This window comes from Microbacterium sp. UBA3486, from assembly GCF_002377845.1.
GTDB lineage: Bacteria > Actinomycetota > Actinomycetes > Actinomycetales > Microbacteriaceae > Microbacterium > Microbacterium maritypicum_A.
This window is the reverse complement of record NZ_DFQP01000035.1, coordinates 28,992-52,461: the sequence shown is the minus strand read 5'-3', so window position 1 is coordinate 52,461 and position 23,470 is coordinate 28,992. Positions and strand designations below refer to the sequence as shown.

Sequence of the window (23,470 nt, the reverse complement as noted above, 5' to 3'; positions counted from 1 at the left end):
AAGCCGTCGCAGGCGTACGTCGGTCCCGGCGGCGGCCCGGGCGATCAGGGCAGCGGGACGCGCATGGACGCCGAGCGGATTGCGGACGCGCACCCGACGCACCTGCACGTCACCATCCGCCTGCGGCACAGCCGGTGCGTCGGCGATCTGGTCTTCCCCGGCGCCGAGCGCGCCGGTCTTCACCCCGAGCGCCGCCGTGGCTTCGGCAGCCACCTGATCCAGCGTCCCGCCCGCAGCAGCGGACACGACGGCGGCGAGCAGTCCCTCCACGAACGGTGCCGGGGCGAGCCGCACCGGCACCGCACTCGATCGCAGCTCGAGGGCGAGCTCGGCGCTGAGCACGGCGGATCCCAGATCCATGAGCACGAGCACGCCCTCGCACTCCGCCGCGAGCTCATCGATGGCCGCTGCCACCGCGACGGCATCGGTGCCGAGGATCGGTGCCCCCTCGGCGTCGACTCCCGCTCCGGCCGCGACCTGCACGCGCACTCCGCCGTCGTGCACCATCTGCAGGGCAAGCTCCAGTGCCGCCTCCCCGAGCCGTGCGCTGTGGGAGACGGCGACGATGCCGATCATCAGGCCGTGTCCGCGACCGCTGCGGCGAGCGTGTCGAAGAGGATCGCCGTGGAGGCCGCTCCCGGGTCGAGGTGCCCCGCGCTGCGCTCCCCGAGGTAACTCGCCCTGCCCTTGCGGGCCACCAGCGGCAGCGTGGCATCGCGTCCGGCTGCCGCGGCGTCCGCGGCGGCCCTGGTCGCCTCGGCGACAGAGGATCCCGCGGCGAGTGCCGCGTCCATCGCGTCCACCGCCGGCGCCATCGCGTCGAACATGGTCTTGTCCCCCGCTTCCGCCTTACCGCGTGCGACGATGCCGTCGAGTCCTGCCCGCAACGCAGCGGCAAGAGCGGGGCCGTCGAGTTCGGACACCGGCCCGGCCGCCATTCCCGTCCGCAGGAAGAAGGTGCCGTAGAGGGGTCCGCTGGCTCCGCCGACGGAACTCACCAGGGTCATGCCGACGGTCTTGAGCAGTTCGTCGACCTTTCCGGGTGCGCCCGCGGAGAGCTTCTCGCCGACGGCACTCATACCGCGAGCCATGTTGGCGCCGTGGTCGGCGTCACCGATGGCCGAGTCGAGTTCGGTGAGCCAGTCGCGCTTCTCGGTGACGGCGGTACCGAACCGGGCGACCCAGTCGGCGAGCACGACGGTGTCGACCGCGCCCATCAGACGCCCCACCGCAGACCGGGAGTGTTCACCGGGGCATCCCACAACCGCAGCAGCTCATCGTCCGCCTTGAGCAGGGTGACCGAGCACCCGGCCATGTCGAGCGACGTGATGTAGTTGCCGACGAGGTTCCTGGCGATCTGCACGCCCGACTTCTCGAGGATCGCCGCGACCTCGCCGTACATGAGGTAGAGCTCGATGAGCGGCGTAGCCCCCATGCCGTTGAGCATCACGATCGCGGGTCCTGCGGCGTCGAGATCGGCGAGGATCGGCTCGACCAGCTGCCGGGCGATCTCGGATGCCGGAGCGAGGGGTTCGCGGTGACGCCCGGGCTCGCCGTGGATGCCGATGCCGATCTCCATCTGATCGTCCGGAAGGTCGAACGTGGGCTTGCCTGCGGCGGGCACGGTGCAACTGGTGAGAGCCATGCCCATCGAGCGCCCCTGTCCGTTGACCTTCTTGGCCAGCTCGACGACGGCGGCGAGGTCCCGCCCCTCTTCCGCGCCCGCTCCGACGATCTTCTCGAGCAGCACGGTGAGGCCCACCCCGCGGCGACCGGCGGTGTACAGCGAGTCCTGCACGGCGACGTCGTCATCCACGGTGATGCTCCCGACCTCGATCCCGTCCATCGCGGCGAGCTCGGCGGCCATCTCGAAGTTCAACACGTCGCCGGTGTAGTTCTTCACGATGTGCAGCACACCTGCGCCGCGATCCACGGCCTGGGTGGCCACCTGCACGCGATCGGGGGTCGGGGAGGTGAAGACCTCGCCGGCGACCGCCGCATCCAGCATCCCGGTGCCGACGAACCCGCCATGCAGCGGCTCGTGGCCGGAGCCGCCACCGGAGACGATCGCGACCTTGCCCTGGGCCTTGGGCGTGGCTCGGGTGATGACATGGTTCTCGAGGTCGACGGAGAGCTCCGGATGAGCGAGGGCGACACCCTTCAACGATTCGACGAGAACGTCTTCCGGGGCGTTGATGAGCTTCTTCATCATTCGATCTCCTTTGATCCTTCGAGGTCTCTTTCGCAAAAATCCGAAAGCAATTCGTTAATGTCGAATATGCTCGGACCCTGCCGGGTTGTCAAGATCAATCGTGAAGCCCGGCTCCATCGGCTCCGGCTCGACGACGCACCGGAAGGAGGCCTCCCCGTGATCCAGGCGATCGACCGCGCGGCGAAGATCCTCGAACTGCTCCAGGGAGCACGCCACCTCGGCATCACCGACCTCGCGGCGGCACTCAGCCTGCCGCCGTCGACCGTGCACGGGATCGTGAAGTCGCTGCGCTCGCACGGACTCGTCGCGAAGGAGCGGGGCGGCCAGCGCTACATGCTCGGTCCGACTCTCCTGCGCCTGAGCAACGTCTACCTCGACACCCTCGACGTACGCGCCAGGGCGATGAGATGGACGCAGGAACTCGCGCGCCGCACCAACCTCTCGGTACGGCTGGGCGCACCGCACTTCACCGACGTGCTCGTCATCCATCACAACCTGCGACCCGACGACAGCCAGCAGATGCTCGAGACCGGGGTGGCCATCCCCGCCCATGCCTCGGCGATGGGCAAGGTCCTCCTCGCCTACGACCTGGGTTTCCAGCAGAGCGTGTTCGAACAGCCGCTGCGCAGCCTCACCGGCGACACGATCACCGACGTCGCTCGGCTGACCCTCGAGCTGCCGGCCATCGCCGAACGCGGCACGGCCGGAGAGTTCGACGAGGCGGTGCTCGGCGAGTCCTCGATCGCCGCCCCCGTCGCCGACGCGTCGAACGACATCGTCGCCGCGGTCGCCGTGGTGCTGCCCACATCGCAGACACCCGCCTCGGACGCGATCCTCAATGCCCTGCGCGAGACGGCACGGAACGTCTCCCGCGAACTCGGCGCGACCACCTGGCCACCGCGCGTGGCGCCCGCCGACGACTGACATCCGCGCGTCCGATCCGGTGCGGCGGATCAGCACTCGCCCGACGGTCCGGCGCTCGCCGACGCCTCCTCCACCCAGCCGCGAATCCGCTCCGCCGCGAATCCACTCAGCCGCGAATCCACTCAGCCGCGAAGCGCGAGGGCGAACGGCAGGACCGCGGTCGCCCCGGCCTGACGGAGCGCTCGGGCCGCGACCGTCATCGTCCATCGACTGTCGACAAGGTCGTCCACGAGCAGCACCGGCCCCGACGGCACGTCGAGGTGCTGCGCGCTGAAGCGGTCCCAGAGTCCGGCGAGACGGAAGACGCTGTTTCCGCCCGGCCCACCGGAGGGCCCGCCACCGACGGGTTCGAGCGCGCCGAGGGAGGGCAGACGGCCGACGTCGGCGAGCCCGCGGGCGAGCGAGTCGACCAGGAGCGGGTGCGAACGCGATGGCATGGCGACGACAGCCACCGGGCGCTCCTCCCAGCCCCATCCGGCAAGCACGCGGACGCAGGCCTGGAGCAGCTGCGGTGTCACCGCGGCGTCGGGCGCGCCCACGGCGAAGATCTCGCGCAGCGCCCCTCCCCAGCCCAGATCGGTGAGGCGCGCCAGCGCTCGGCCCTCGGCGGCCTGCTCGTCGGCGGGGATGCGCCCCTTGACCGGCACGTCGAGCCGATCGGCACCGGTCGGCCAGGCACGACGAGGCTCGATCGGCACACCGACACGGTCGAGCGACTCCGCGGCCTGCGAGCTCGCGGATTCTCCGATCTCGCGAGGGAACCATCCGCCCGCGCAGTTGTCACACCTTCCGCAGGGCGCGGCCGTGTCGTCGTCGAGGGCGCGCTGCAGGAACTCCATACGACAGCCGTCGGTCTGCTCGTATTCGATCATGTGCTGCTGCTCGGCGAGACGCTCGGCGGCGATGCGCTCGTAGCGCTCGGCGTCGTAGGTCCACGGCTCGCCGGTCGCGACCCAGCCGCCCTGCACGCGCCGCACCGCGCCGTCGACGTCGAGCACCTTCAGCAGCAGCTCGAGCGGCGTGCGGCGGATGTCGACCATCGCCTCGAGCGCCGGCGTCGAGATCGGAGCATCGCCGAGCGCACCGATCACCCGCTCCGCCCGCTCCTTGTCGGGCATCGACGCCGTCGCGAAGTAATGCCAGATATCGCGATCCTCGACGCCGGGCAGCAGCAGCACGTCGGCGCTCTCGCTGGCACGGCCCGCACGCCCCACCTGCTGGTAGTAGGCCACCGGCGACGAGGGCGCCCCGAGGTGGAGCACGAAACCCAGATCTGGCTTGTCGAAGCCCATACCGAGTGCACTGGTGGCGACGAGCGCCTTCACCTCGTTGCGCTTGAGCATCCCTTCGGACTCGGCGCGTTCATCGGTGTCGGTCTGTCCGGTATAGGCCCGCACATCGTGTCCGTGGTCGCGCAGCAGCCGGGCGGTGTCGACGGCGGCCGCGACGGTCAGCGTGTAGATGATGCCGGATCCGGGAAGATCGTCGATGTGGCTGAGCAGCCACGCGAGACGACTCGCCGAATCGCGCAGGCGGAGCACCCCCAGACGCAATGAGGTGCGGGCGAGCGGGCCGCGGATGGTGAGCACCGGCTCGGCACCCCCTTCGCTGTCGGCCTGAAGGGCCCCGAGCTGCTCGGCGACGTCTGCCACGACCCGACTGTTCGCCGTGGCGGTGGTCGCGAGCACCGGAACATCGGCCGGCATCTGCGCGATGAGGTCGCGCAGCCGCCGGTAGTCGGGGCGGAAGTCGTGTCCCCAATCGCTGATGCAGTGCGCCTCGTCGACGACGAGCATGCCGATGCGACGCACCAGCGCCGGCAGCTGCTGCTCACGGAACGCGGGGTTGTTGAGCCTCTCCGGCGAGACCAGCAGCACATCGACCTCATCGCGGTCGAGCTGCCCGAGCACGTCGGACCATTCGTGCGCGTTGGTGGAGTTGATCGCAACCGCGCGCACCCCGGCACGTTCGGCCGCGGCGATCTGGTCGCGCATGAGCGCCAGCAGCGGCGACACCAGCACGGTCGGCCCTGCGCCCTGACGCCTCAGCAGGAGGGTGGCGACGAAGTACACCGCGGACTTTCCCCAGCCGGTGCGCTGCACCACGAGCGCGCGCCGACGCCCCTCGACCAGCGCCTCGATCGCCTCGTACTGCCCGTCATGGAAGTCGGCGTCGGGGCGGCCGACGAGTTCGCGCAGCGCCGCGCGTGCGGCCTCGCGGGTGTCGGCGGGAGCTGCGGATGTCATGCCCCCACTCTGCCCCACGCCGCAGACACGACGACGCCGTCATCCACAGCTTCGCCGAGCCGTCGGCGAGTCCGGTCGTCTAGCGTGAGGAGATGATCACACGCGAGCTCGCCGTCGCCCTGCGAGACTCCGGACTCGTCTGGCATCCCGCCGAGGGCGACCGCTTCCAGCTCGACCTGCCGGACGAGGTGGAGCTCGAAGCGGAGGCCGAGGTCTTCACGGTCAGCGAGATGACGATCGAAGCCCGCCAGACGCCGAGCGGCACCGATCTGGCGTTCAACGGCACCACGGAATGGGCGCTCGATGCGGTGACCCTCGCGGATGCGGTGTGGCTGCCGCGGGAGGATCAGCTGCGCGACCTGCTCCGGGGCACCTTCCGCGCGCTGGTGCGCCTCGAAGATGCCTTTCGCGTCGACGTCGAGATCGGTGGCCATGTGATCGCCTTCGAGCACCCCGATCCCTCGGAGGCCTATGGCCGGGCGCTCCTCGAGCTGATCTCGCGCTCGCTCTGAGCAGGTGCCTTGAAACCGGCCGTGCTCTGTGTCAGAATTACCTAACGATCGGTCAGTAAAGTTGGCCGGAGGCCGAGGAGTCGACGATGACCAGTCCCGCAGACCTGTCCCTGGTGGGCGAGCTCTCCGATGAGGAGCGTCTCTTCGACGAGCTCATCGCGAACGAGCAGCGCATCGAGCCCCGCGACTGGATGCCCGATGCCTACCGCAAGACGCTGGTGCGGCAGATCTCCCAGCACGCGCACTCCGAGATCATCGGCATGCAGCCCGAGGGCAACTGGATCACACGCGCGCCGAGCCTCAAGCGCAAGGCGATCCTGATGGCGAAGGTGCAGGACGAGGCCGGCCACGGTCTCTACCTCTACTCCGCGGCGCAGACCCTGGGCACCACGCGCGACGAGATGATGGATCAGCTCATCAGCGGCAAGGCGAAGTACTCGTCGATCTTCAACTACCCCACCCCGACCTGGGCCGACATGGGCGCGATCGGCTGGCTCGTCGACGGCGCCGCGATCTGCAATCAGGTGCCGCTGTGCCGGGCCTCCTACGGTCCGTACGGCCGCGCCATGGTGCGCGTGTGCAAGGAGGAGTCGTTCCACCAGCGGCAGGGCTTCGAGATCCTGCTCACGCTGATGCAGGGCAGCGCGGAGCAGCGCGAGATGGCACAGGATGCCGTGAACCGCTGGTACTGGCCGAGCCTGGCGATGTTCGGGCCGCCCGACGACCAGTCCCCGAACTCGGCGCAGTCGATGAAGTGGAAGATCAAGCGGTTCTCGAACGACGAGCTGCGCCAGCGGTTCGTCGGCATGCTCGTGCCCCAGGCCGAGATCCTCGGGGTGACGTTGCCCGACCCCGATCTGCGCTTCGACGAGCAGACCGGCCAGTATGTGATCGGCGAGATCGACTGGGACGAGTTCTTCGAGGTGGTGCGCGGCAACGGGCCGTGCAACGCCGAGCGACTCGAGCGCCGACGCACGGCCCACGAAGAGGGCGCCTGGGTGCGCGAGGCCGCCGCGGAGTATGCCCGCAAGCAGTCCCTCGAGACGAAGGCGGTGGCGTGATGGCGACACCGGGCGCGGATGAGCGCGAACCCTGGCCGCTGTGGGAGGTGTTCGTGCGCGCCAATCGCGGGCTCAGCCACGTGCACGTCGGCTCGCTGCACGCGCCCGACGCCGAGATGGCGATCCGCAACGCGCGCGACCTCTACACCCGCCGCGGCGAGGGCGTGTCGATCTGGGTGGCGCCCGCCGACGCGATCACCACGAGCGATCCCGACGCCAAGGGCGCATACTTCGAGAGCCCCGCGGGCAAGAACTACCGCCACGCCGTGTACTACACGGCCTCCGAGGGAGTGCCGCACCTGTGAGCACACCGCACCCGACCACCGCGCCCGAGGGCGTCGACGTCCACGGCGACATCCACGGCGACGTCTCGGTCGACGAACTCCGCCTCTCGCAGGAGCTCTCCGGCACCGGCGCGGTGGCCACGTCCGCCGACATCGCCGAGTACGCACTGCGCCTCGGAGACGACGCCCTCATCCTCTCCCAGCAGCTGGGCGCCTGGATCTCGCGGGCCCCGGAGCTGGAGGAGGACGTGGCCCTGGGCAACATCGCGCTCGACCTGCTCGGCCACGCGCGCTCATTCCTGCACTACGCGGGGTCGTACGACGGCCGCAGCGAAGACGACCTCGCCTTCTTCCGCGACGAGCCCGAGTTCCGTTGCGCGTGGATCGTGCAGCAGCCCAACGGCGACTTCGCCCAGACGATCGCCCGACAGTTCGTCGTGGCGACCTACATGTTCGAGCTCTACACCGCGTTGCGCGGCAGCAGCGACGAGACCTTCGCCGCGATCGCCGAGAAATCGCTCAAGGAGGTCGACTACCACCGCGATCACGCCGTGCAGTGGATACTGCGCCTCGCGGGCGGCACCGAGGAGTCCCGCACCCGCATCATCCGGGCGATCGGTGATGTCTGGCCGTACGTCGACGAGCTGTTCCGCGACGATGAGCTGATCGAGCGACTCGGCGATGCGGCCGTGTCCCCGTCGCGCCTGCGTCCCGGGTTCGACGGGGTTGTCGCGACCGTGTTCACCGAGGCGGAGCTGACGGTTCCCGACGTCATGTCGTCGTCGGCGGGCGGGCGTCGCGGCGCGCACGCGACCCCCCTCGGGCACATCCTCGCCGAGATGCAGGTGCTCGCGCGACGGCATCCGGGGGCGACATGGTGACTCTCACTCCGACGCAGGCCGCCTGGCGGATCGCCGCTTCCGTTCCCGACCCCGAGGTCCCCGTCCTCACGATCGAGGACCTCGGCGTGCTCCGTGCGGTCGAGGTCGACGGCACCCGGGTGCACGTCGACATCACGCCGACGTACAGCGGCTGCCCCGCGATGGACACGATCCGAGACGATGTGATCCTCGCCCTCACCGCCGCCGGCTTCGACCGGGTCGATGTGCGGCTGGTCCTCTCGCCCGCCTGGACGACGGACTGGATGACGGAAGCCGGCAAGACGAAGCTCGCGGAGTACGGCATCGCGCCGCCCTCCGGCCGCGCCGCCGTCTCGACCGGGCCGATCCGCCTGGCGCTGAGCGTGCGCTGCCCGCGATGCGGGTCGCTCGACACCCGCGAGGTCTCCCACTTCGGCTCGACCTCGTGCAAGGCGCTCTTCGAGTGCCGCGCCTGCCTCGAGCCCTTCGACCACTTCAAGGTGCACTGACATGTCGCTCTTCACCTCGGCGCCCGCGCCCACGCCGCGGACGACCGCCGCACGCGCGACCTCCCCCCGGAAGCGCGCCCGCTTCCACACCCTCGTCGTCGAAGACGTGCGTCCGCTCACCGAGGATGCCGTGGAAGTGACGTTCACGGTCCCGGCCGCGCTCGCCGAAGAATACGACCATCTTCCCGGTCAGTACGTCGCCCTGCGCACCACCCTCGACGGTGTCGAGGTGCGGCGCTCCTACTCGCTGTGCCGCGCACCGGAGCATCGCGACGACGGACAGGACACCCGGCTGAGCGTCGCCGTGAAGCGCGACGAGGGCGGACTCTTCTCCACGTGGGCGCAGACAGGCCTGCACGCCGGCTTCGAGATCGACGTCATGAGCCCGCAGGGCACCTTCACCTCGGCGCTCGACGACCTCGACGACCGCCATGTGGTGGGGATTGCCGCCGGCTCCGGCATCACGCCGCTGATGGCACTCGCGCACACGGTGCTGAACCGGTCGGACACGTCGCGGTTCACCCTGCTCTACACGAACCGCGCGACGCTCGACGTGATGTTCCTGGAAGACCTGGCCGACCTCAAGGACCGCTTCCCGACGAGGCTCGTGCTCCACCACGTGCTGTCCCGAGAGCAGCGGGCGGCACCTGTGCTGTCCGGACGCATCGACGAGGAGAAGCTCCGCACGATCCTCGGCACCCTCATCCCGCCGATGACCGTCGATGAATGGTTCCTGTGCGGACCTCTCGCGCTGGTCGACCTCTGTCGCGAGGTGCTGGCCGATGTCGGGGTCGATCGCTCGCACATCCGCTTCGAGCTGTTCACGACCGGTGATGAACCGGCACGTGCGGCCCGGCCGGTGCAGGTGCGCGCCGGCGAGAAGACCGTGCGCATCGAGGTCACGCTCGACGGTGTCTCCTCGACCGTGGAGAGCCCGGTGGATGCACACGAGTCAGTGCTCAATGCGGCGCTGCGTGTGCGGCCCGACGCTCCGTTCGCCTGCGCGGGCGGCGTCTGCGGCACGTGCCGCGCGCGCGTGATCGAGGGCAGCGTGACCATGACCGAGAACTACGCGCTCGAGCCCGACGAGCTCGAACGCGGATTCGTGCTCACCTGCCAGTCCCACCCGACCAGCGACCGCGTGGTCGTCGACTACGACGTCTGACACGGAGGGCCCATGATCGACCTCACCATCGCCGACGACGTCGCCACGATCGTGCTGAACGCGCCGTCGAAGCTGAACGCCCTCGACGAACAGGCGCTGGCGGAACTCGACACCGCATATGTCGAGGCGGAGACGGCGGGCGTGCGGGCCCTCGTGCTCCGCGGCGAGGGGCGCGGGTTCTGCGCGGGCCGCGACATCTCCGGCGTAGATCCTCGGGATGACGATGTGCTCGGTTATCTCGGCGGACGTGTGACGCCGCTGCTGCAACGCATGTCACGCTTCCCCGCGCCGACGTTCGCCGCCGCTCACGGAGCATGCCTCGGTGTGGGTCTCGGGCTGCTGATCGCGACGGATGTCGTGTACGTCGCGGAGTCGGCCAAGATCGGCTCCCCGTTCGCGGCGCTCGGCGCGACGCTCGACTCCGGCGGCCACGCCCTGTTCCTCGATCGGCTCGGGGCGCACAAGACACTCGACCTCATCTACACGGGCCGCCTCATGAGCGGCGCGGAGGCCGTGGCATCGGGCCTGTTCTCGCGCGTGTTCACGGATGACGAGGTCGTGCAGGCGACGACGGATGCCGCAGCGACGGCGGCGCGCGGCGCCACGGCGGCGTTCCTGGCGAGCAAGGAACTCATCGCCCGCATCCGCGACGAGCGGCTCGCGCTGTGGGACGCCGTCGGCATCGAGAACGCCGCGCAGGCCGCGCTGTGCGACACCTCCGACTATCGCGAGGGATTCGCGGCCTTCCAGGAGAAGCGGAAGCCGGAGTTCCGCGGGCGCTGACGCGCCGCCCCGCTCACGCGTGCCCGAGCGGGGACACGACTCACGCGGCATCAGGCACTCGCGCCCCATCAGGCAGTTCGGGCGACGATCGGCCTGAATCGGCGCATCGGCCTGAATCCGTCTCCTGTCCAGCGTCGGTGGCCGGTGCGACAATACCGGGATGATGCTCTCCGAGGTCGTCACCACGACAGAAGAGGTCTCCGCCACGGCGTCCCGTCTCACGAAGGTCGATGCCCTGGCGCGACTGCTGGCGCGATCCGCCCCAGATGAGATCGCGACGCTCGTGGGACTGCTGCTGGCCTCCCCACGTCAGGGCCGACTCGGCGTCGGGTGGCGGGGACTCACGGCCATCGAGGTCACGCACGCCGACGTTCCCGCGCTGACCGTGGGCGATGTCGACGCCTCACTGGACGCCCTCGCCGCGGCATCCGGTTCCGGCTCGACGGCCACCCGCACGGGCATCCTCGTCGAGCTCGCGTCGCGCGCCACGGAGGCGGAGTGGGACTTCCTGGTCCGCGCCATGCTCGGCGAACTCCGCACGGGGGCGTTGTCCGGCGTGCTCCTCGACTCGATCGCGAGAGCAGCCGACCGCCCCCTCGCCCTCGTGCGTCGCGCCGCCATGCTCTCCGGTGACCTCGGGGAGACCGCGCGGGTCGCCCTCGCCGACGACGCTGATGCCCTCGAGGCCATCGGACTTCAGGTCGGACGCCCCGTCCTGCCGATGCTGGCGGCCACCGCGCCGACTCCCTCCGCCGCGCTCGAGATCACCGGCGAGGCGTCGGTCGAGTACAAGCTCGATGGCGCCCGCATCCAGGTGCACCGTCATGGCGACGAGGTCGGCGTCTACACGCGGAGCCTCGCCGACGTCACCCACCGGGTGCCGGAGCTCGTCGAGATCGTGCGCGCGCTCGCCGTCACGGATGTCATCCTCGACGGGGAGACGCTCTCGCTCGACGAGGACGGAGGGCCGCGCCCGTTCCAGGAGACGATGTCGCGGTTCGGCGCCGATGTGTCCCGCGAACTCGTCCTGCGGCCGTGGTTCTTCGATGTGCTGCACGTGGATGGGCGCGACCTGATCGACGAGCCGCTGTCCGTGCGGCTGGCCGAACTGGAACGCGTGGCCGGCGACTGGCGGATGCCCGGCATCGTGACAGACGATGCCGAAGCCGCCGAACGTCTCTCACGCGAGGCCCTCGCCGCGGGCCACGAAGGTGTCGTGGTCAAGGCGATCGACGCGCCCTACGCGGCCGGTCGCCGAGGCAAGTCGTGGGTCAAGGTCAAGCCTGTGCTGACGTTCGATCTGGTGGTCCTCGGCGCGGAGTGGGGTTCCGGCCGCCGTCGCGGCTGGCTCTCGAACCTGCACCTGGGGGCCCGCGACCCGAAGGGCGAGTTCGGCGAGCCCGGCGGGTTCGTCATGGTCGGCAAGACGTTCAAGGGGCTCACCGATGAACTGCTGAGGTGGCAGACCGTGGAGTTCCCCGAGCACGAGTCGCACCGCACCGCGTCGACCGTGTTCCTGCGCCCAGAGCTCGTCGTGGAGATCGCGATCGACGGCGTGCAGCGCTCACCGCGATACCCGGGAGGCATCGCGCTGCGATTCGCTCGCGTGAAGGGTTACCGCACCGACAAAAGCGTCGTCGAGGCCGACACGATCCAGACGCTGCGTTCGCTGCTGCACGCGTGACCCGCGCGCAGCAGGCTCAGGCGGAGGGCGCGAGCCCCTGATCCTCTTCGCGGACGGTTCCGCGGAACGACCACGGGAAGTCGATCCAGAGGTCGGTGTCCTTCCAGGCGAAGTCAGGCTGGATGATCGTCGACGGCTTGGTGTAGATCGTGACCGACCGCACGTCGGCCCCCTTGTCCTTCAGCAGCTGCACGGCCAGGGCGAGAGTGCGACCCGAATCCGCGACATCGTCGACGAGCAGCACGCGGCGTCCGTCCAGGTACGCCATGTCGAGCTCGGGAGGCAGCACCTCCGGCGCGTCGAGCACGGTGCCGATGCCGGTGTAGAACTCGACGTTGATCGCTCCGCAGTTCTTGGCACCGAGACCGTAGGCGATCGCGCCTGCCGGGAGGAGCCCGCCGCGCGCGATGGCCACGACGACCTCGGGCATGAAGCCGCTGTCGAGGATGTTCCGTGCCAGATCGCGCGTCGCCGCTCCGAAGCCGTCCCAGGTGAGTGTCTCGCGCTCGATCTCTGCATCAGTCATTCCTGCATTCTCCCGCATTCCGCAAACGTCTCCCGCCGGTAGACTGAGCGGGTCCGGCCCGGCCGGTGCCTGAAAAAGAGGCACGAAGCACTCCGCGAAGACGCAGAGGCGAGACACATACGGATTCCGCACTACCTCCGTCCCTGTCTCGAAAGGCTTTCGCATGCCCACCGTGTCCGCGCACGTCGCCCTCACTCTCGCCCAGCACATCGACGCCGTGTTCGGGGTGATGGGCAATGGCAACGCCTACTTCCTCGACGCGATCGAGACGCAGACGGATGCCGTGTTCACCGCTGTCCGCCATGAACAGGGTGCCGTGGTCGCGGCCGACGCCCATTTCCGGGCGTCGGGTCGGATCGCCGCCGGCACGTCGACGTACGGCGCCGGTTTCACGAACACCCTGACCGCGCTCGCAGAAGCCGTGCAGGCGCACGTGCCGCTCGTGCTCGTCGTCGGAGACGAGCCCACGTCCGGCCCCCGCCCCTGGGACGTCGACCAGATCGCTCTCGCCTCTGCCGTGGGTGCCCGCACCTATACCGTCGGGCGTGCGGACGCCGCCGCCACCACCGTCATCGCGATCGAGCACGCCCTCACCTACCGGGTGCCCGTCGTCCTCGCGATCCCGTACGACGTCGCGGCGCTCGAGGCGGGCGAGGTCCCGGAGGCGCCGTCTCCGCGCATCCCCGCTCCGCTCCCCCCGCGCGGGGAGTTCGCCGACGCGATGCTCGACGAGATCGCCGCCGCGCTGGCAGGTGCCGAGCGGCCGTTCCTGCTCGCCGGTCGCGGCGAGTGGCTGTCCGGAGCGAGCGCCGCGCTGGGAGACCTTGCCGCCGCGACGGGCGCCCTCACCGCATCGTCGGCTCTCGGCCGCGGGGTGTTCCACGACCCGCGCTACGACCTCGGTGTGACCGGCGGCTTCGGTGCCGATGGCGCGATGGAGCTCGTGCGCTCTGCCGACGTCGTCGTCGTGTTCGGTGCCGCGCTGAACCAGTTCACGATGCGGTTCGGCGAACTGTTCGCTCCGGGCACGCGCGTCTTCCAGATCGACATCGCACCGGCTGCGACACACGCGCACGTCGGAGGCTTCGTGCGTGCCGACGCCCGTCTGGCCGCGGAGGACCTCGTCGCCAGGATCGGGTCGGCCGGATCGGCGAGCCCGTGGCGCGAGACGGTCGATGTCGCGTCCGCGCGCACGTACGATGCCGGCGACGAGCTCGCTCCGGACGGACGCCTCGACCCGCGCTCCGCCGCCCGCCGCATCGCCGAGCTGCTCCCGGAAGACCGCGTCGTGGTGTCCGACGGCGGGCACTTCATCGGGTGGGCGAACATGTACTGGCCGGTCGCCGCTCCCGACCGCATGATGATGGTCGGCACCGCGTTCCAGTCGATCGGGCAGGGCTGGCCGAGCGTGGTCGGTGCGGCGTTGGCACGACGGGAATCGACCGTGGTGCTGACATCGGGCGACGGCGGTGGGCTCATGGCGATCGCGGATCTGGAATCCGCGGTGCGTGCTGCCGGCGGCCGCGGCATGGCCGTGGTCTGGAACGACGCCGCCTACGGTGCCGAGGTGAACCTCTACGGTCTCAAGGGGCTGGCGGAGGGCCCGATGCGCATTCCCGAGGTCGACTTCGCGGCATTCGGCGCTGCGGTCGGCGCCGAGGGCGTGGTGGTGCGCGCGCTTTCCGACCTCGAACGCCTCGCGAGCTGGGCGGAAGAGGACCCGGCGACGCGCCCCTTCCTGCTCCTCGATCTGCGCATCTCCGGCGACGTGATCGCGCCCTACCAGCAGGAGATCATCCGCGTGAACTCCTGACCTCGGCGCATCCGGTCCGCAATCGGGATCGGAATCGGGATCGGGATCGGGCGATGCCGGCACGCCGCCGAGGCCGGGCCGGCACCGCCCGTCGGATCAACCGTGACGCCGACGCCGTCGCCACACGACGAGGCCCAGGCCCACGCCGAGCAGCAGCGCTCCGCCGAGGAGCAACGGCGTGCTGTCGGCGCCGGTCGTGGCGAGGCTGTCACCCTTCACCGTCCCGGACCCGGATCCGGGGGCTGCGGCTCCCCCGGTGCCGGGTGCGCCGCCCGGGGTACCCCCTGGCGATTCGCCACCGATAGAAGCGGTCACGGTGAGCGCGACGGTCGTCTCCGCACCATCGGGGTCGATGACGACGATGCTGTGAGCCCCGGGGGATGCGTCCGCGGGAACGGTGACGGTCGCACGGAACGCGCCCGACGCATCCGTCGTCGCCGTCCCGAGCGGCATCGGAGTCGAACGCAGCTCGATCCGCAGCGCGGTCGCGGCGGGGAAATCGGTACCCGAGATCGTGACGTCGCTTCCGGCAGCGACCGAGGCCGCGCCGAGCTGCACGTTCGGCTGCTCGGGCTCGGGCTCGGGCTCGGGCTTCGCGCACCCCTCGTCGCAGACCGTGAAGTTCGCCAGGACCGCCTTGTGATCGGAGGGCCAGACGGCATCCGGAGTGAAGATCTCATCGGCGCTGTCGTCGACGACGCGGGCGTTGCGCACGATGGTCGACTGTGGGCCGACCACGGCCGCTCCGTCGATCGAGAGCCGCCGGTCCGGCGTCGCGAAGATGTAGTCGATACGGTCGCGCTCATCCGCTTCCGGCGCCCAGGTGAGCGATGACGTGGGGAACAGGGGGTTGTCCGAAGGCCAGGTGAAGCCCGGGTTCGCCACGGGGTCGGGGTGCACCGTGCGGAAGGCGTCGATCAGTCCCCCGTCGAGCAGCGTCTGCGTCGTCTGCCAGGGGACGACGACGCCGTTGTGATCGAAGAGACCGGCGGTGGCAGCCGTCCAGTCCTGCGAGGGTGGTTCGTTGAAGTCTCCGCCCACGATGGCGAGTCGTCCCGCCGCTCGCTCGGCGTCGATGTCGGCGACGAGATCCGCAGCCGCAGCGGGGCGGCCGGACTGCTCGTTCGCCTTCAGGATCGCCTCGACATCGGTCACGGGAGCGCCGAGCTTGTTCCAGGTGTTCCAGCCGGCCGGCCAGTCGCCGAGGACCTCGCCGCCGTATCCCCGCGGAAGGTAGGTCGTGTACCAGCGGTACTCCAGGTGACCGCCGTAGACGACCACCTCGGAGCCGTTCACATCGAGCACCGCTTTCGACCACCAGCGCCCGACCGTGTCGGTCGAGAGGATCGGATACCGCGAGACGATGCCGGTGTCGGTCGCAGTGAGGTGCTGGTACCCGAGCAGTGCCGCGACCTGGGCGGGAGCCTGACCCACCTCGGGCAGGAACGTCACATCGGCATCGGTCTGCGTGATGATGTCGGCGATCTGCCGTGCCCCGTCGGCGACCTGCGTGCCGCCGTGCCACACATTGAACGTCAGCACGTTGAGGCCGCTCTTCCCCTCGATCTCCGGCTTCGGCTCAGCAGGCGTGACGGGCGGCTCGGCGTCATCGTCCGTGACGGTGAGGTCGATGGGTCCGGCGAGCACGTTGTAGCCGTCGTCCTCGAGGAGATAGACGTCGTACTCCCCCGCTCCCATCGTCGACGAGTTGCGGGTCCACCCCTCACGCGTCGAAGGGTTCCAGGTGACTTCACCCGCCGCGGTGGGTACGTATCGCCAGTCCAGGGACGCCGGACCACCGGGCACCACGCCGTCGCGATAGATCCCGATCCAGTTGCGGTCGTGAACAGCCGTGCCGGCATCGAACGTGAAGGTCACGGTTTCGTCGATCGCGATGCTCGGGGAGTCGACCGCGAGCGATCCGTCCGCCGCATGCGCGGGCGGGGCCACGAGGATTCCGGCGAGAGCGATGGCGGCGCCGAGGAGAGCGAGTCGTCCTCGCTTCGGCAGGGAGGGGGAGGTCATTGCGAGGAGGTCCTTTCGAAGCGCGGTCCGTCGCGACGGTACGGGCGTCGGATGACCGGCTCGTGACCTCGAGGTGAATGCCGGTGGCGGGTGCCACGGAGAACGGCTGCCGGAGCGTCGTCGCGGGAGGTTCGAACCACCACGGGCATCGTCCGCTCCGCCAGCTCTCCCCTGGCAGACTCGGACCATGCCCGGTTTCCATCACGTCGAACTGTGGATCGCCGATCTCGACGCGGTACGCGCGGAATGGCGCTGGATCCTGCAGCGCCTCGGTTTCACGCTCGACAGCGAATGGCCCGGCGGTGAATCGTGGGTCGCCGACAGCGCCTACCTCACTCTCACGACGTCTCCGAATCTGTCGGGCCCGACGCACGACCGCCGACGTCCCGGACTCAACCATCTCGCGTTCCACGGCGGTGCGCGCGCTGCCGTCGATGCGCTCATGGCGCAAGCACCCGCCCACGGCTGGGATCCGCTCTACGCCGACCGCTATCCGCACGCCGGCGGCGACCGGCACTACGCCGGGTGGCTCGAGAACGCCTCCGGCTTCAAGATCGAGATCGTCGCCGACGCCGGGCCCTACGCTCCGTAGTCGGGGAGCTGCTGCAGCGTCCAGGAGTTGCCGTCCGGGTCGTCGAACGACACAAACCGCCCCCAGTCCAGCTCCTGCACCCCGCGGGCGGAGACGCCCAGACCCTGCAGGTGGGCGAGCGCCTCATCGGCATCCGGGACCACGACCTGGATCGAGTTCTGGCTGCCCGGCTCGAGGTCGATGCCCAGGCCGGTGCCGAACGCGATCGAGCATGCCGACCCCGGTGGCGTCATCTGCACGAAGCGCAGCCCCTCGGTGGGCGTCTGGTCCCAATCGGCGTTGAAGCCGATCTTCTCGTAGAAGGCCTTCGAGCGGTCCACGTCGGTGACCGGCACGAAGATGAGTTCGATCTTCCAGTCCATCAGGTGCTCCTCCTGTCGGGCGCCGTCGCCCGTCGCCGCCAACGGTACGCGTGAGCACCGACATTCGACCAGCGACATTCGACCAGCGACATTCGACAGTGAGCGAACCGCCCCTCAGATCCACCCTTTGTCGAGGGCGATCCGCACCGCCTGCGCACGGTTCGCCGCCCCGGTCTTCCCGATCGCCGCGGAGAGGTGGTTGCGCACGGTTCCCGCTGACAGGAACACCTCGGCGGCGATCATCGCGGCGGAACGGCCGTCCACGGCGAGTCGCAGCACCTGTCGTTCCCGATCGCTCAGGGGGTTCGCACCGTCGAACAGGCTGTCTGCGGCGAGCGCCGGATCGAGGACACGCAGTCCGGACTGCACGCGTCGCACCGCCTCGGCCAGTTCCTCGGCGGGGGTGTCCTTCACGATGAAGCCGCTGGCACCGGCGTCCAGAGCGGAGCGCAGGTAGCCGGGACGCGCGAACGTCGTCACGACGAGGATGCGCGTCCCCGTGCTCACCTCACGGATGCGCCGCGTCGCATCGATTCCGTCCACCCCGGGCATCTGGATGTCCATGAGACACACGTCCGGTCGCAGCTCCTCCGCGAGCCGCACGGCTTCCGCCCCGTCCGAGGCCATGCCGACCACGGTGAGGTCGGGCTCCAACTCGAGCAACGCCCCGAGCGCGCCCCGCACGAGAGCCTGATCGTCGGCGATCAGCAAGCGGATGCCGATGTCGCGGCTCGATGCGTTCACCAGGTCACCTCCACGCGTGTGCCCGCGTCGCCGACGGGCCCCAGGACGAACGACGCACCGGCCGCCGCCGCGCGTTCACGCATCCCGCGGATGCCGTTGCCTTCCACCAGGCCGACACCCACTCCGTCGTCCTCCACCACCAGGCGTCCGGGGAGCAACCTCACCCGAACCGTTCGAGCACGAGAATGCCGGAGCGTGTTCGTGGTCGCCTCGCGGAGGATCCAGCTCGCGGTGATCGCCTGCACCGGCGACAGCGCGCTCGGCTCCCCCTCGACCTGCAGAGCGATGTCCGCCGCGCGGAACGAGTCGCGAGAAGAGGCGAGCTGCTCCACGAGCGTGGTCCCCCGCGCGCCGGCCACCGTCGAGCGGACGCCCGCGATCGCCTCCGCCGTGAGCCGTTCGATGTCGGCCAGCTCGGCCTTGGCCCGTTCGGGATCGGAGTCCATCAGCCGCCGCACCAGCTGCGCCTTGAGCCCGACGACGGTCAGCGAGTGCCCGATCAGGTCGTGCACGTCGCGGGCCACCGCTTCACGCCCCTCGCTCGTCGCCAGCTCGAGGCCGAGCCTCTCCGCCTCCGCCGAACGCAGGATGAGCCACGTCGACACCGTGTTGACCACGCCGAGCAGCGCCACGATCGCGAGCACGGACAGATAGCTGATCCCCCCAGGAAGCAGGAAGACGCACAACGCCGTCACCGTGACCGCGGCGATCGTCGTGATCCAGTGCCACAGGCGCGTCAGCCCGTAGGAGGCGAACGACATGAGGAACGGCAGGAAGCTGAGCGCGGATCCTCCCTCCGCCGGGATCGAGATCACGACGCACCCGATCAGTGCGACGAACGTGATCCACTGCCTCCGCGAGGGTGCGCGACCCAGTCCGCCGCCGCCCCGCATCCCGTGCATGAAACCGGTGACGTACAGCACGACGAACGCGACCAGTGCAGCCCACCCCACCACGACCCACGGGACCGGCGCTTCCGAGCGCAGCAGCGCGATCACCGGATAGACGAGGAACACGAGCCAGATCACGGCCATCAGCCAGCCGAACCGCGCCCACGGGTCCTTCCCCGTAGCGCTGCGCGCTCCGGAAGCCGCCCATGCCGCCGGGGCCGCGCCCGCCGCCGCGAACGACGCGGCCTCGCGGGCGGACCCTGGCGTCTCTGGACTCTCCGGGTTCGTGTGTCGCGTCATCCGTCCAACCTACTGTCGCCCTGTGCCGCCGTCGGGGCCGCTACTGCCGCGCCCGGGAGCGCTTCATCCCCATCATGACGAGGAGGGCGAACAGCAGGAGCCAGACGGCGACGTTGAGGAACAGCATCCAGAGCGGATCGGTCTGTCCCGTCGTGAGCGTCCCGTCGGTGAGGGGCCACCGGCTCAGGGCGACGAAGCCGTACAGGGGGGTGAAGCGCGCGATGTCGAGCATCACACCGTCGAGCGGCATGAACACGTTGCCGAAGAACGCGAAGAACGTCATCGAGATCGAGGCGAGGGCCGCTGCCGAGTCGGAGCTGAAGAACAGTCCGACGCCGAGACCGAAGAGTCCGTACATGAGGCCGATCCCGAGGATGATGCCCGCCGTCGCGACCCAGCGCCAGGCGTCTTCCGCCTCGGCACCGGTCATCATCCCGGCGGTGAACACCGCCACCAATGCCAGCGCCGCGAAGGCGACCGCGGTGAGCAGCTTCGTCACCGCGTATCCGGCCGTCGTGAGCGGGGTCATCGCGAGCTGGCGTCCCCACCCCTGCTTGGCCTCCGTCGCGGCGAGCGACGTGAGCGAGCTCATGGCGACCGCCGTGCCATAGGCCGCCATCGAGGTCATCACGTAGAAGGAGACGTTCCCGTGACCGGCAGAGAGCGAGCCATAGCCCATTCCGGCACCGAACAGCAGGTACATCGCGACCGGCATCGCCAGAGTGAACGCGAGCGTATAGGGGTTGCGCAGCTGGCGGAGGCCTTCGATGCGCAGCATGGTGGGTGAGACGAGCATGTCAGTTCTCCGTCAGTGCCGTGAAGGCGGTCTCGAGGGTGGGCGCGGCGATCTCCAGGTCATGGGCACCGTTGTCGAGCAGGATGCGGGCGGCGGCGTCGGAGTCAGCGGTGCGCAGGCTGAGTCGATCGCCGTCGAGCCGCACGCCGGCGACACCATCGGCCGCGCTCAGCAGGGCGACGAGCGCATCCGCGTCTTCGTCGACCGTCGCCGAGACGGTCCGCTCTCCGAGGCTGGCGCGCAGCAACGCGGTGGGGGCGTCGGCGACGACCGTCCCGCGATGCATCACCACGGTGCGGCGTGCGAACTGCTCGGCCTCCTCGAGATAGTGGGTGGCGAAGACGATCGTGCGCCCGGCATCCGCATCCGCCCGCATGACATCCCAGAAGCGCCGCCGGGCTGTGACGTCCATTCCCGCCGTGGGCTCGTCGAGCACCAGGATGTCGGGGTCGGACACCATCGCGAGCGCGAACTTCACGCGCTGCTGCTCACCACCGGAGCACTTCGAGACCCTTCGGCGGGCGAGATGCTCCAGGTCGGCGCGGGCCATGACATCGTCCACCCGGTCGAGGGCGTCGGCACCGTGGAGAGAAGCGATCAGCCGCACCGTCTCTCCGACGGTCAGGTCGCCGAGCAGGCCCCCGGTCTGCAGCACCGCCCCGATCGAACCGCTGGAAGTGGCGCGCTGCGGTGTCGTCCCGAGCACCCGCACGGTGCCGCTGCTGGGCTCGGTGAGCCCGAGAAGCATGTCGAGCGTGGTGGTCTTGCCCGCACCGTTCGGTCCCAGCAGCGCGACGACCTCGCCACGTCGGATCGACAGGTCGACCCCGTCGACAGCCTGCACCCGGCGGTCGCCCGTGCCGAAGTGTCGTCTCACGGCGCTCAGCTCGAGCACCACGGGTTCATCGGTCGGGGCGGCGGTTACCGGTCGAGCGGAGGCCCGCGTCGCCGTCCCGTCCACGAAGGAGTTGTTCATGCCTCCAGCCTCGTCCGAGGCGGGCGGTGGCGCCGGAGGGCGGTGTCATCTCCTGGACGTGACACGTGTCATGTCCAGGCGCCCCGCAGCCCCGGGAGGAGAACTCACCCTCGGGCGGAACGACCGGGGCCGACGCTCCGCCCGTCGAGGGGATCTCCGCCCGACGCGGAGCGGAGCCCGGGACCTCAACGCGCCGGAAGCAGCGCCCCCTCGAGGAAGTCGGCCAGCTCGGTCGTGTCATACAGCGGCAGGATCGCTGCCACGTACTGGTCTGGCCGCACCACGACCACCACGCCGTCGCGCGACAACTCGCGCGCGGCGAAGATGTCGGTCTCGGTCCACTTGCTGGGGCCCGCCGCGTACACCTTCTCCCAGTCGGTCAGTCCGAGCGGCCCGGTCTTCGGCTGGAACAGCGCGGGAGCCGAGGTGATCTCGACCTCTTCGAACGGCTGCTGATAGACCGCCTTGACATCGAAGACGGCATCGACGTCGGCGTCCTCCGGCGTGAAGCGCGCGAACAGCGGCTCGGCCGCCTCCGCCCATGTGGCGAGCCCTTCACCGGTGCGGTCGCCGAACGCGTACACGCGCCAGCGGCCGTCGGCCTTCGCGTGGTGCCCGAGGTGCACGACGTTGCCGTCGCCCACGCGCACGACCTCGGCGGACTTGAAGCGCTTCCCGAGCGGGAAACCCACGGCCAGATCCTGGTGCCGGTCGGTTCCGGTGATCATCGACGAGGTGTACTGCGTCATGAACCCCGACGGGAACTCTGCCGTGGCGAGGTAGTAGGTCGCCAGCTCGTTGGGGTCGGAGATCTCCTCGGGCTTCCGCGCCATCAGGCTCGACCACTCGCGGTCGAAGTCGATCAGCTGCTGCGCCACGGGCCGCCGCTCGGCACCGTACGTGGCCAGCAGGGCTTCCGGGGCACGGCCCGAGAGCACCGAGCCGAGCTTCCACCCGAGGTTGAAGCCGTCCTGCATCGACACGTTCATGCCCTGGCCCGCCTTGGCGCTGTGCGTGTGGCATGCGTCGCCGGTGAGGAACACCCGGGGCGTGCGTCCCGAACCGTCGATCACGTCGTCGAAGCCGTCGGTGACCCGGTGACCGACTTCGTACACGCTGTGCCAGGCGACCTCGCGGACATCGAGTGTGTACGGGTGCAGGATCTCGTTCGCGCGGCGGATGATCTCCTCGATCGGCGTCTGCCGTACGCGGTGGTCATCGTCGTCTGCGACCTCGCCCAGGTCGATGTACATGCGCGAGAGGTATCCGCCCTCCCGCGGGATGTGCAGGATGTTGCCCGCCTCGGAGTTGATCGCGCACTTGGTGCGCCAGTCCGGGAAGTCGGTGTTGACGAGCACGTCCATGACACCCCAGGCGTGCGCGGCCGAGGCGCCCACGTGCGTGCGGCCGATCGCCTGACGCACACCGCTGCGGGCGCCGTCGCAGCCGACGACGAACTTGGCACGGATGGTCCGCTCCTCGCCCGAGCGCTCCCCCGCGACGTAGCGGATGCCGACCTCGACGGGGTACTCCCCCTCGTCGTGCACCGTGAGGCCGGTGAACTCGACCCCGTAGTCGGGCACGATCCGGCCGGGCCCGTTCGCCGCGGCCTCGGCGAAGTAGTCGAGCACGCGGGCCTGGTTGACGATGAGGTGCGGGAACTCGCAGATGTCGTAGGCGTAGTCGGAGGTGCGCGAGGTGCGGACGATCTCGTCGCGCTTGTCCGGGTTCGGACCCCAGAAGTTCATCCAGCCGATGTTGTACGCCTCGGCGATGATCCGCTCGGCGAAACCGAACGCCTGGAACGTCTCGACACTGCGCGGCTGGATGCCGTCGGCCTGGCCGAGCGGAAGGCGCCCGTCGCGCTTCTCGATGATGCGGGTGGAGATGTCGGGATACTGCGCCATCTGGGCGGCGAGCAGCATCCCCGCAGGCCCCGACCCGACGATGAGCACATCGATCTCGTCGGGGAGGTCGGCGGGCCGGGCGACCCCGATGCCTGCGGCGCCCTGCACGCGCGGGTCAGCGGAGACGTAGCCGTGGTGGTGGAACTGCATCGTCGTCGATTCCTTCCGGACGTCATCGTCGGGTGTGTCTGTCGGATGTGGCTCATCGGGTCTTGCACCCGACGCCGTGGTGTTCTATATTCGAACACAACGTTCTACTATTGAACACAGCCTAAACCGCGCCGTCCGCGATCGCAAGG

Annotated in this window: 23 protein-coding genes; 11 read left to right on the top strand and 12 right to left on the bottom strand. The window is 69.8% G+C overall.

Annotated features, from left to right (window positions below):
- The 3 genes from B2869_RS04355 to dhaK form a co-directional block, all read right to left on the bottom strand.
- The coding region (locus B2869_RS04355; RefSeq protein WP_292763202.1) for an HPr family phosphocarrier protein at positions 1-576 on the bottom strand (576 nt) is incomplete at its 3' end.
- Positions 576-1,217: a dihydroxyacetone kinase subunit DhaL gene (gene dhaL / locus B2869_RS04350; protein ID WP_292763200.1), complete on the bottom strand. Its 642-nt coding sequence runs from the start codon at positions 1,215-1,217 to the stop codon at positions 576-578. The genes dhaL and B2869_RS04355, both read right to left, overlap by 1 nt.
- Positions 1,217-2,209, bottom strand: coding sequence for a dihydroxyacetone kinase subunit DhaK (gene dhaK / locus B2869_RS04345; RefSeq protein ID WP_029260506.1), 993 nt, complete (start codon positions 2,207-2,209; stop codon positions 1,217-1,219). The genes dhaL and dhaK overlap by 1 nt, the downstream gene beginning before the upstream one ends.
- A 159-nt stretch (positions 2,210-2,368) precedes the next feature.
- On the opposite strand from dhaK, the gene B2869_RS04340 reads away from it, so the two are divergent.
- Positions 2,369-3,136 (top strand): IclR family transcriptional regulator, encoded by a 768-nt coding sequence (locus B2869_RS04340; protein ID WP_029260505.1) that lies wholly within the window; start codon positions 2,369-2,371, stop codon positions 3,134-3,136.
- Positions 3,137-3,258: 122 nt separating this feature from the next.
- Here the strand turns inward: B2869_RS04340 and B2869_RS04335 are convergent, their stop codons facing one another.
- Positions 3,259-5,382 (bottom strand): RecQ family ATP-dependent DNA helicase, encoded by a 2,124-nt coding sequence (locus tag B2869_RS04335; protein ID WP_292763197.1) that lies wholly within the window; start codon positions 5,380-5,382, stop codon positions 3,259-3,261.
- A 92-nt stretch (positions 5,383-5,474) separates the two neighbouring features.
- Between B2869_RS04335 and B2869_RS04330 the strand changes: the two genes are divergently transcribed.
- From B2869_RS04330 to B2869_RS04295, 8 genes are all read left to right on the top strand, one after another.
- The gene (locus B2869_RS04330; RefSeq protein WP_292763195.1) at positions 5,475-5,894 is read left to right on the top strand and encodes a pilus assembly protein CpaE; all 420 of its coding nucleotides are present in this window, start codon (positions 5,475-5,477) and stop codon (positions 5,892-5,894) included.
- Positions 5,895-5,980: 86 nt separating this feature from the next.
- Positions 5,981-6,955, top strand: a complete 975-nt coding sequence (gene paaA, locus B2869_RS04325; protein WP_021198807.1) for a 1,2-phenylacetyl-CoA epoxidase subunit PaaA — start codon at positions 5,981-5,983, stop codon at positions 6,953-6,955.
- Positions 6,955-7,260 carry a 1,2-phenylacetyl-CoA epoxidase subunit PaaB gene (gene paaB / locus B2869_RS04320; RefSeq protein ID WP_017828375.1) on the top strand — a complete coding sequence of 102 codons (306 nt, stop codon included), beginning with the start codon at positions 6,955-6,957 and terminating at the stop codon, positions 7,258-7,260. The genes paaA and paaB overlap by 1 nt, the downstream gene beginning before the upstream one ends.
- Positions 7,257-8,120 carry a 1,2-phenylacetyl-CoA epoxidase subunit PaaC gene (gene paaC / locus B2869_RS04315; RefSeq protein WP_292763188.1) on the top strand — a complete coding sequence of 288 codons (864 nt, stop codon included), beginning with the start codon at positions 7,257-7,259 and terminating at the stop codon, positions 8,118-8,120. Before paaB ends, paaC begins: the two co-directional genes overlap by 4 nt.
- Positions 8,114-8,608 (top strand): 1,2-phenylacetyl-CoA epoxidase subunit PaaD, encoded by a 495-nt coding sequence (gene paaD / locus B2869_RS04310; protein ID WP_029260501.1) that lies wholly within the window; start codon positions 8,114-8,116, stop codon positions 8,606-8,608. Before paaC ends, paaD begins: the two co-directional genes overlap by 7 nt.
- A gap of 1 nt (position 8,609) precedes the next feature.
- Positions 8,610-9,773: a 1,2-phenylacetyl-CoA epoxidase subunit PaaE gene (gene paaE, locus B2869_RS04305; protein ID WP_292763185.1), complete on the top strand. Its 1,164-nt coding sequence runs from the start codon at positions 8,610-8,612 to the stop codon at positions 9,771-9,773.
- Positions 9,774-9,785: 12 nt separating this feature from the next.
- Positions 9,786-10,556: an enoyl-CoA hydratase/isomerase family protein gene (locus B2869_RS04300; protein WP_292763183.1), complete on the top strand. Its 771-nt coding sequence runs from the start codon at positions 9,786-9,788 to the stop codon at positions 10,554-10,556.
- A 160-nt stretch (positions 10,557-10,716) separates the two neighbouring features.
- Entirely contained in the window at positions 10,717-12,240 is a 1,524-nt protein-coding gene (locus B2869_RS04295; RefSeq protein WP_292763181.1) for an ATP-dependent DNA ligase, read from the top strand.
- A 16-nt stretch (positions 12,241-12,256) separates the two neighbouring features.
- Here the strand turns inward: B2869_RS04295 and B2869_RS04290 are convergent, their stop codons facing one another.
- Entirely contained in the window at positions 12,257-12,766 is a 510-nt protein-coding gene (locus tag B2869_RS04290; RefSeq protein WP_021198813.1) for a phosphoribosyltransferase, read from the bottom strand.
- Between the two features lie 163 nt (positions 12,767-12,929).
- Here B2869_RS04290 and B2869_RS04285 point away from each other — a divergent pair, with 163 nt between their 5' ends.
- Complete coding sequence (locus tag B2869_RS04285) at positions 12,930-14,579, top strand: thiamine pyrophosphate-binding protein (protein ID WP_292763178.1); 1,650 nt, start codon at positions 12,930-12,932, stop codon at positions 14,577-14,579.
- Between the two features lie 96 nt (positions 14,580-14,675).
- Here the strand turns inward: B2869_RS04285 and B2869_RS04280 are convergent, their stop codons facing one another.
- Entirely contained in the window at positions 14,676-16,604 is a 1,929-nt protein-coding gene (locus tag B2869_RS04280) for an endonuclease/exonuclease/phosphatase family protein (RefSeq protein ID WP_292763176.1), read from the bottom strand.
- 187 nt (positions 16,605-16,791) lie between these two features.
- On the opposite strand from B2869_RS04280, the gene B2869_RS04275 reads away from it, so the two are divergent.
- Entirely contained in the window at positions 16,792-17,196 is a 405-nt protein-coding gene (locus B2869_RS04275; RefSeq protein ID WP_292763174.1) for a VOC family protein, read from the top strand.
- On the opposite strand, the gene B2869_RS04270 is transcribed toward B2869_RS04275, so the two are convergent.
- From B2869_RS04270 to B2869_RS04245, 6 genes are all read right to left on the bottom strand, one after another.
- Positions 17,184-17,558 carry a VOC family protein gene (locus B2869_RS04270; RefSeq protein ID WP_292763172.1) on the bottom strand — a complete coding sequence of 125 codons (375 nt, stop codon included), beginning with the start codon at positions 17,556-17,558 and terminating at the stop codon, positions 17,184-17,186. The two genes, B2869_RS04275 and B2869_RS04270, sit on opposite strands and share 13 nt — an antisense overlap.
- Before the next feature lie 114 nt (positions 17,559-17,672).
- Positions 17,673-18,302, bottom strand: coding sequence for a response regulator (locus tag B2869_RS04265; RefSeq protein WP_373695399.1), 630 nt, complete (start codon positions 18,300-18,302; stop codon positions 17,673-17,675).
- The gene (locus B2869_RS04260) at positions 18,299-19,492 is read right to left on the bottom strand and encodes a sensor histidine kinase (RefSeq protein WP_292763170.1); all 1,194 of its coding nucleotides are present in this window, start codon (positions 19,490-19,492) and stop codon (positions 18,299-18,301) included. The genes B2869_RS04265 and B2869_RS04260 overlap by 4 nt, the downstream gene beginning before the upstream one ends.
- A gap of 40 nt (positions 19,493-19,532) precedes the next feature.
- On the bottom strand, positions 19,533-20,288 hold the full coding sequence (locus B2869_RS04255) for an ABC transporter permease (protein WP_136025258.1): 756 nt from the start codon (positions 20,286-20,288) through the stop codon (positions 19,533-19,535).
- A gap of 1 nt (position 20,289) precedes the next feature.
- Positions 20,290-21,264 (bottom strand): ABC transporter ATP-binding protein, encoded by a 975-nt coding sequence (locus B2869_RS04250; protein ID WP_292763168.1) that lies wholly within the window; start codon positions 21,262-21,264, stop codon positions 20,290-20,292.
- Between the two features lie 185 nt (positions 21,265-21,449).
- Positions 21,450-23,321, bottom strand: coding sequence for an FAD-dependent monooxygenase (locus B2869_RS04245; protein ID WP_292763166.1), 1,872 nt, complete (start codon positions 23,319-23,321; stop codon positions 21,450-21,452).
- Positions 23,322-23,470 lie beyond the last annotated feature (149 nt).

Bases quoted from the DNA above. Each gene is read 5' to 3' on its own strand.
- B2869_RS04280 (WP_292763176.1), bottom strand. From the start codon at position 16,604: ATGACCTCCCCCTCCCTGCCGAAGCGAGGACGACTCGCTCTCCTCGGC.
- B2869_RS04300 (WP_292763183.1), top strand. From the start codon at position 9,786: ATGATCGACCTCACCATCGCCGACGACGTCGCCACGATCGTGCTGAAC.
- B2869_RS04260 (WP_292763170.1), bottom strand. From the start codon at position 19,492: ATGACGCGACACACGAACCCGGAGAGTCCAGAGACGCCAGGGTCCGCC.
- B2869_RS04330 (WP_292763195.1), top strand. From the start codon at position 5,475: ATGATCACACGCGAGCTCGCCGTCGCCCTGCGAGACTCCGGACTCGTC.
- B2869_RS04290 (WP_021198813.1), bottom strand. From the start codon at position 12,766: ATGACTGATGCAGAGATCGAGCGCGAGACACTCACCTGGGACGGCTTC.
- B2869_RS04285 (WP_292763178.1), top strand. From the start codon at position 12,930: ATGCCCACCGTGTCCGCGCACGTCGCCCTCACTCTCGCCCAGCACATC.
- B2869_RS04250 (WP_292763168.1), bottom strand. From the start codon at position 21,264: ATGAACAACTCCTTCGTGGACGGGACGGCGACGCGGGCCTCCGCTCGA.
- dhaK (WP_029260506.1), bottom strand. From the start codon at position 2,209: ATGAAGAAGCTCATCAACGCCCCGGAAGACGTTCTCGTCGAATCGTTG.
- paaA (WP_021198807.1), top strand. From the start codon at position 5,981: ATGACCAGTCCCGCAGACCTGTCCCTGGTGGGCGAGCTCTCCGATGAG.
- dhaL (WP_292763200.1), bottom strand. From the start codon at position 1,217: ATGGGCGCGGTCGACACCGTCGTGCTCGCCGACTGGGTCGCCCGGTTC.
- B2869_RS04255 (WP_136025258.1), bottom strand. From the start codon at position 20,288: ATGCTCGTCTCACCCACCATGCTGCGCATCGAAGGCCTCCGCCAGCTG.
- B2869_RS04275 (WP_292763174.1), top strand. From the start codon at position 16,792: ATGCCCGGTTTCCATCACGTCGAACTGTGGATCGCCGATCTCGACGCG.
- B2869_RS04335 (WP_292763197.1), bottom strand. From the start codon at position 5,382: ATGACATCCGCAGCTCCCGCCGACACCCGCGAGGCCGCACGCGCGGCG.
- paaB (WP_017828375.1), top strand. From the start codon at position 6,955: ATGGCGACACCGGGCGCGGATGAGCGCGAACCCTGGCCGCTGTGGGAG.
- paaE (WP_292763185.1), top strand. From the start codon at position 8,610: ATGTCGCTCTTCACCTCGGCGCCCGCGCCCACGCCGCGGACGACCGCC.
- B2869_RS04245 (WP_292763166.1), bottom strand. From the start codon at position 23,321: ATGCAGTTCCACCACCACGGCTACGTCTCCGCTGACCCGCGCGTGCAG.
- B2869_RS04270 (WP_292763172.1), bottom strand. From the start codon at position 17,558: ATGGACTGGAAGATCGAACTCATCTTCGTGCCGGTCACCGACGTGGAC.
- paaD (WP_029260501.1), top strand. From the start codon at position 8,114: ATGGTGACTCTCACTCCGACGCAGGCCGCCTGGCGGATCGCCGCTTCC.
- B2869_RS04295 (WP_292763181.1), top strand. From the start codon at position 10,717: ATGATGCTCTCCGAGGTCGTCACCACGACAGAAGAGGTCTCCGCCACG.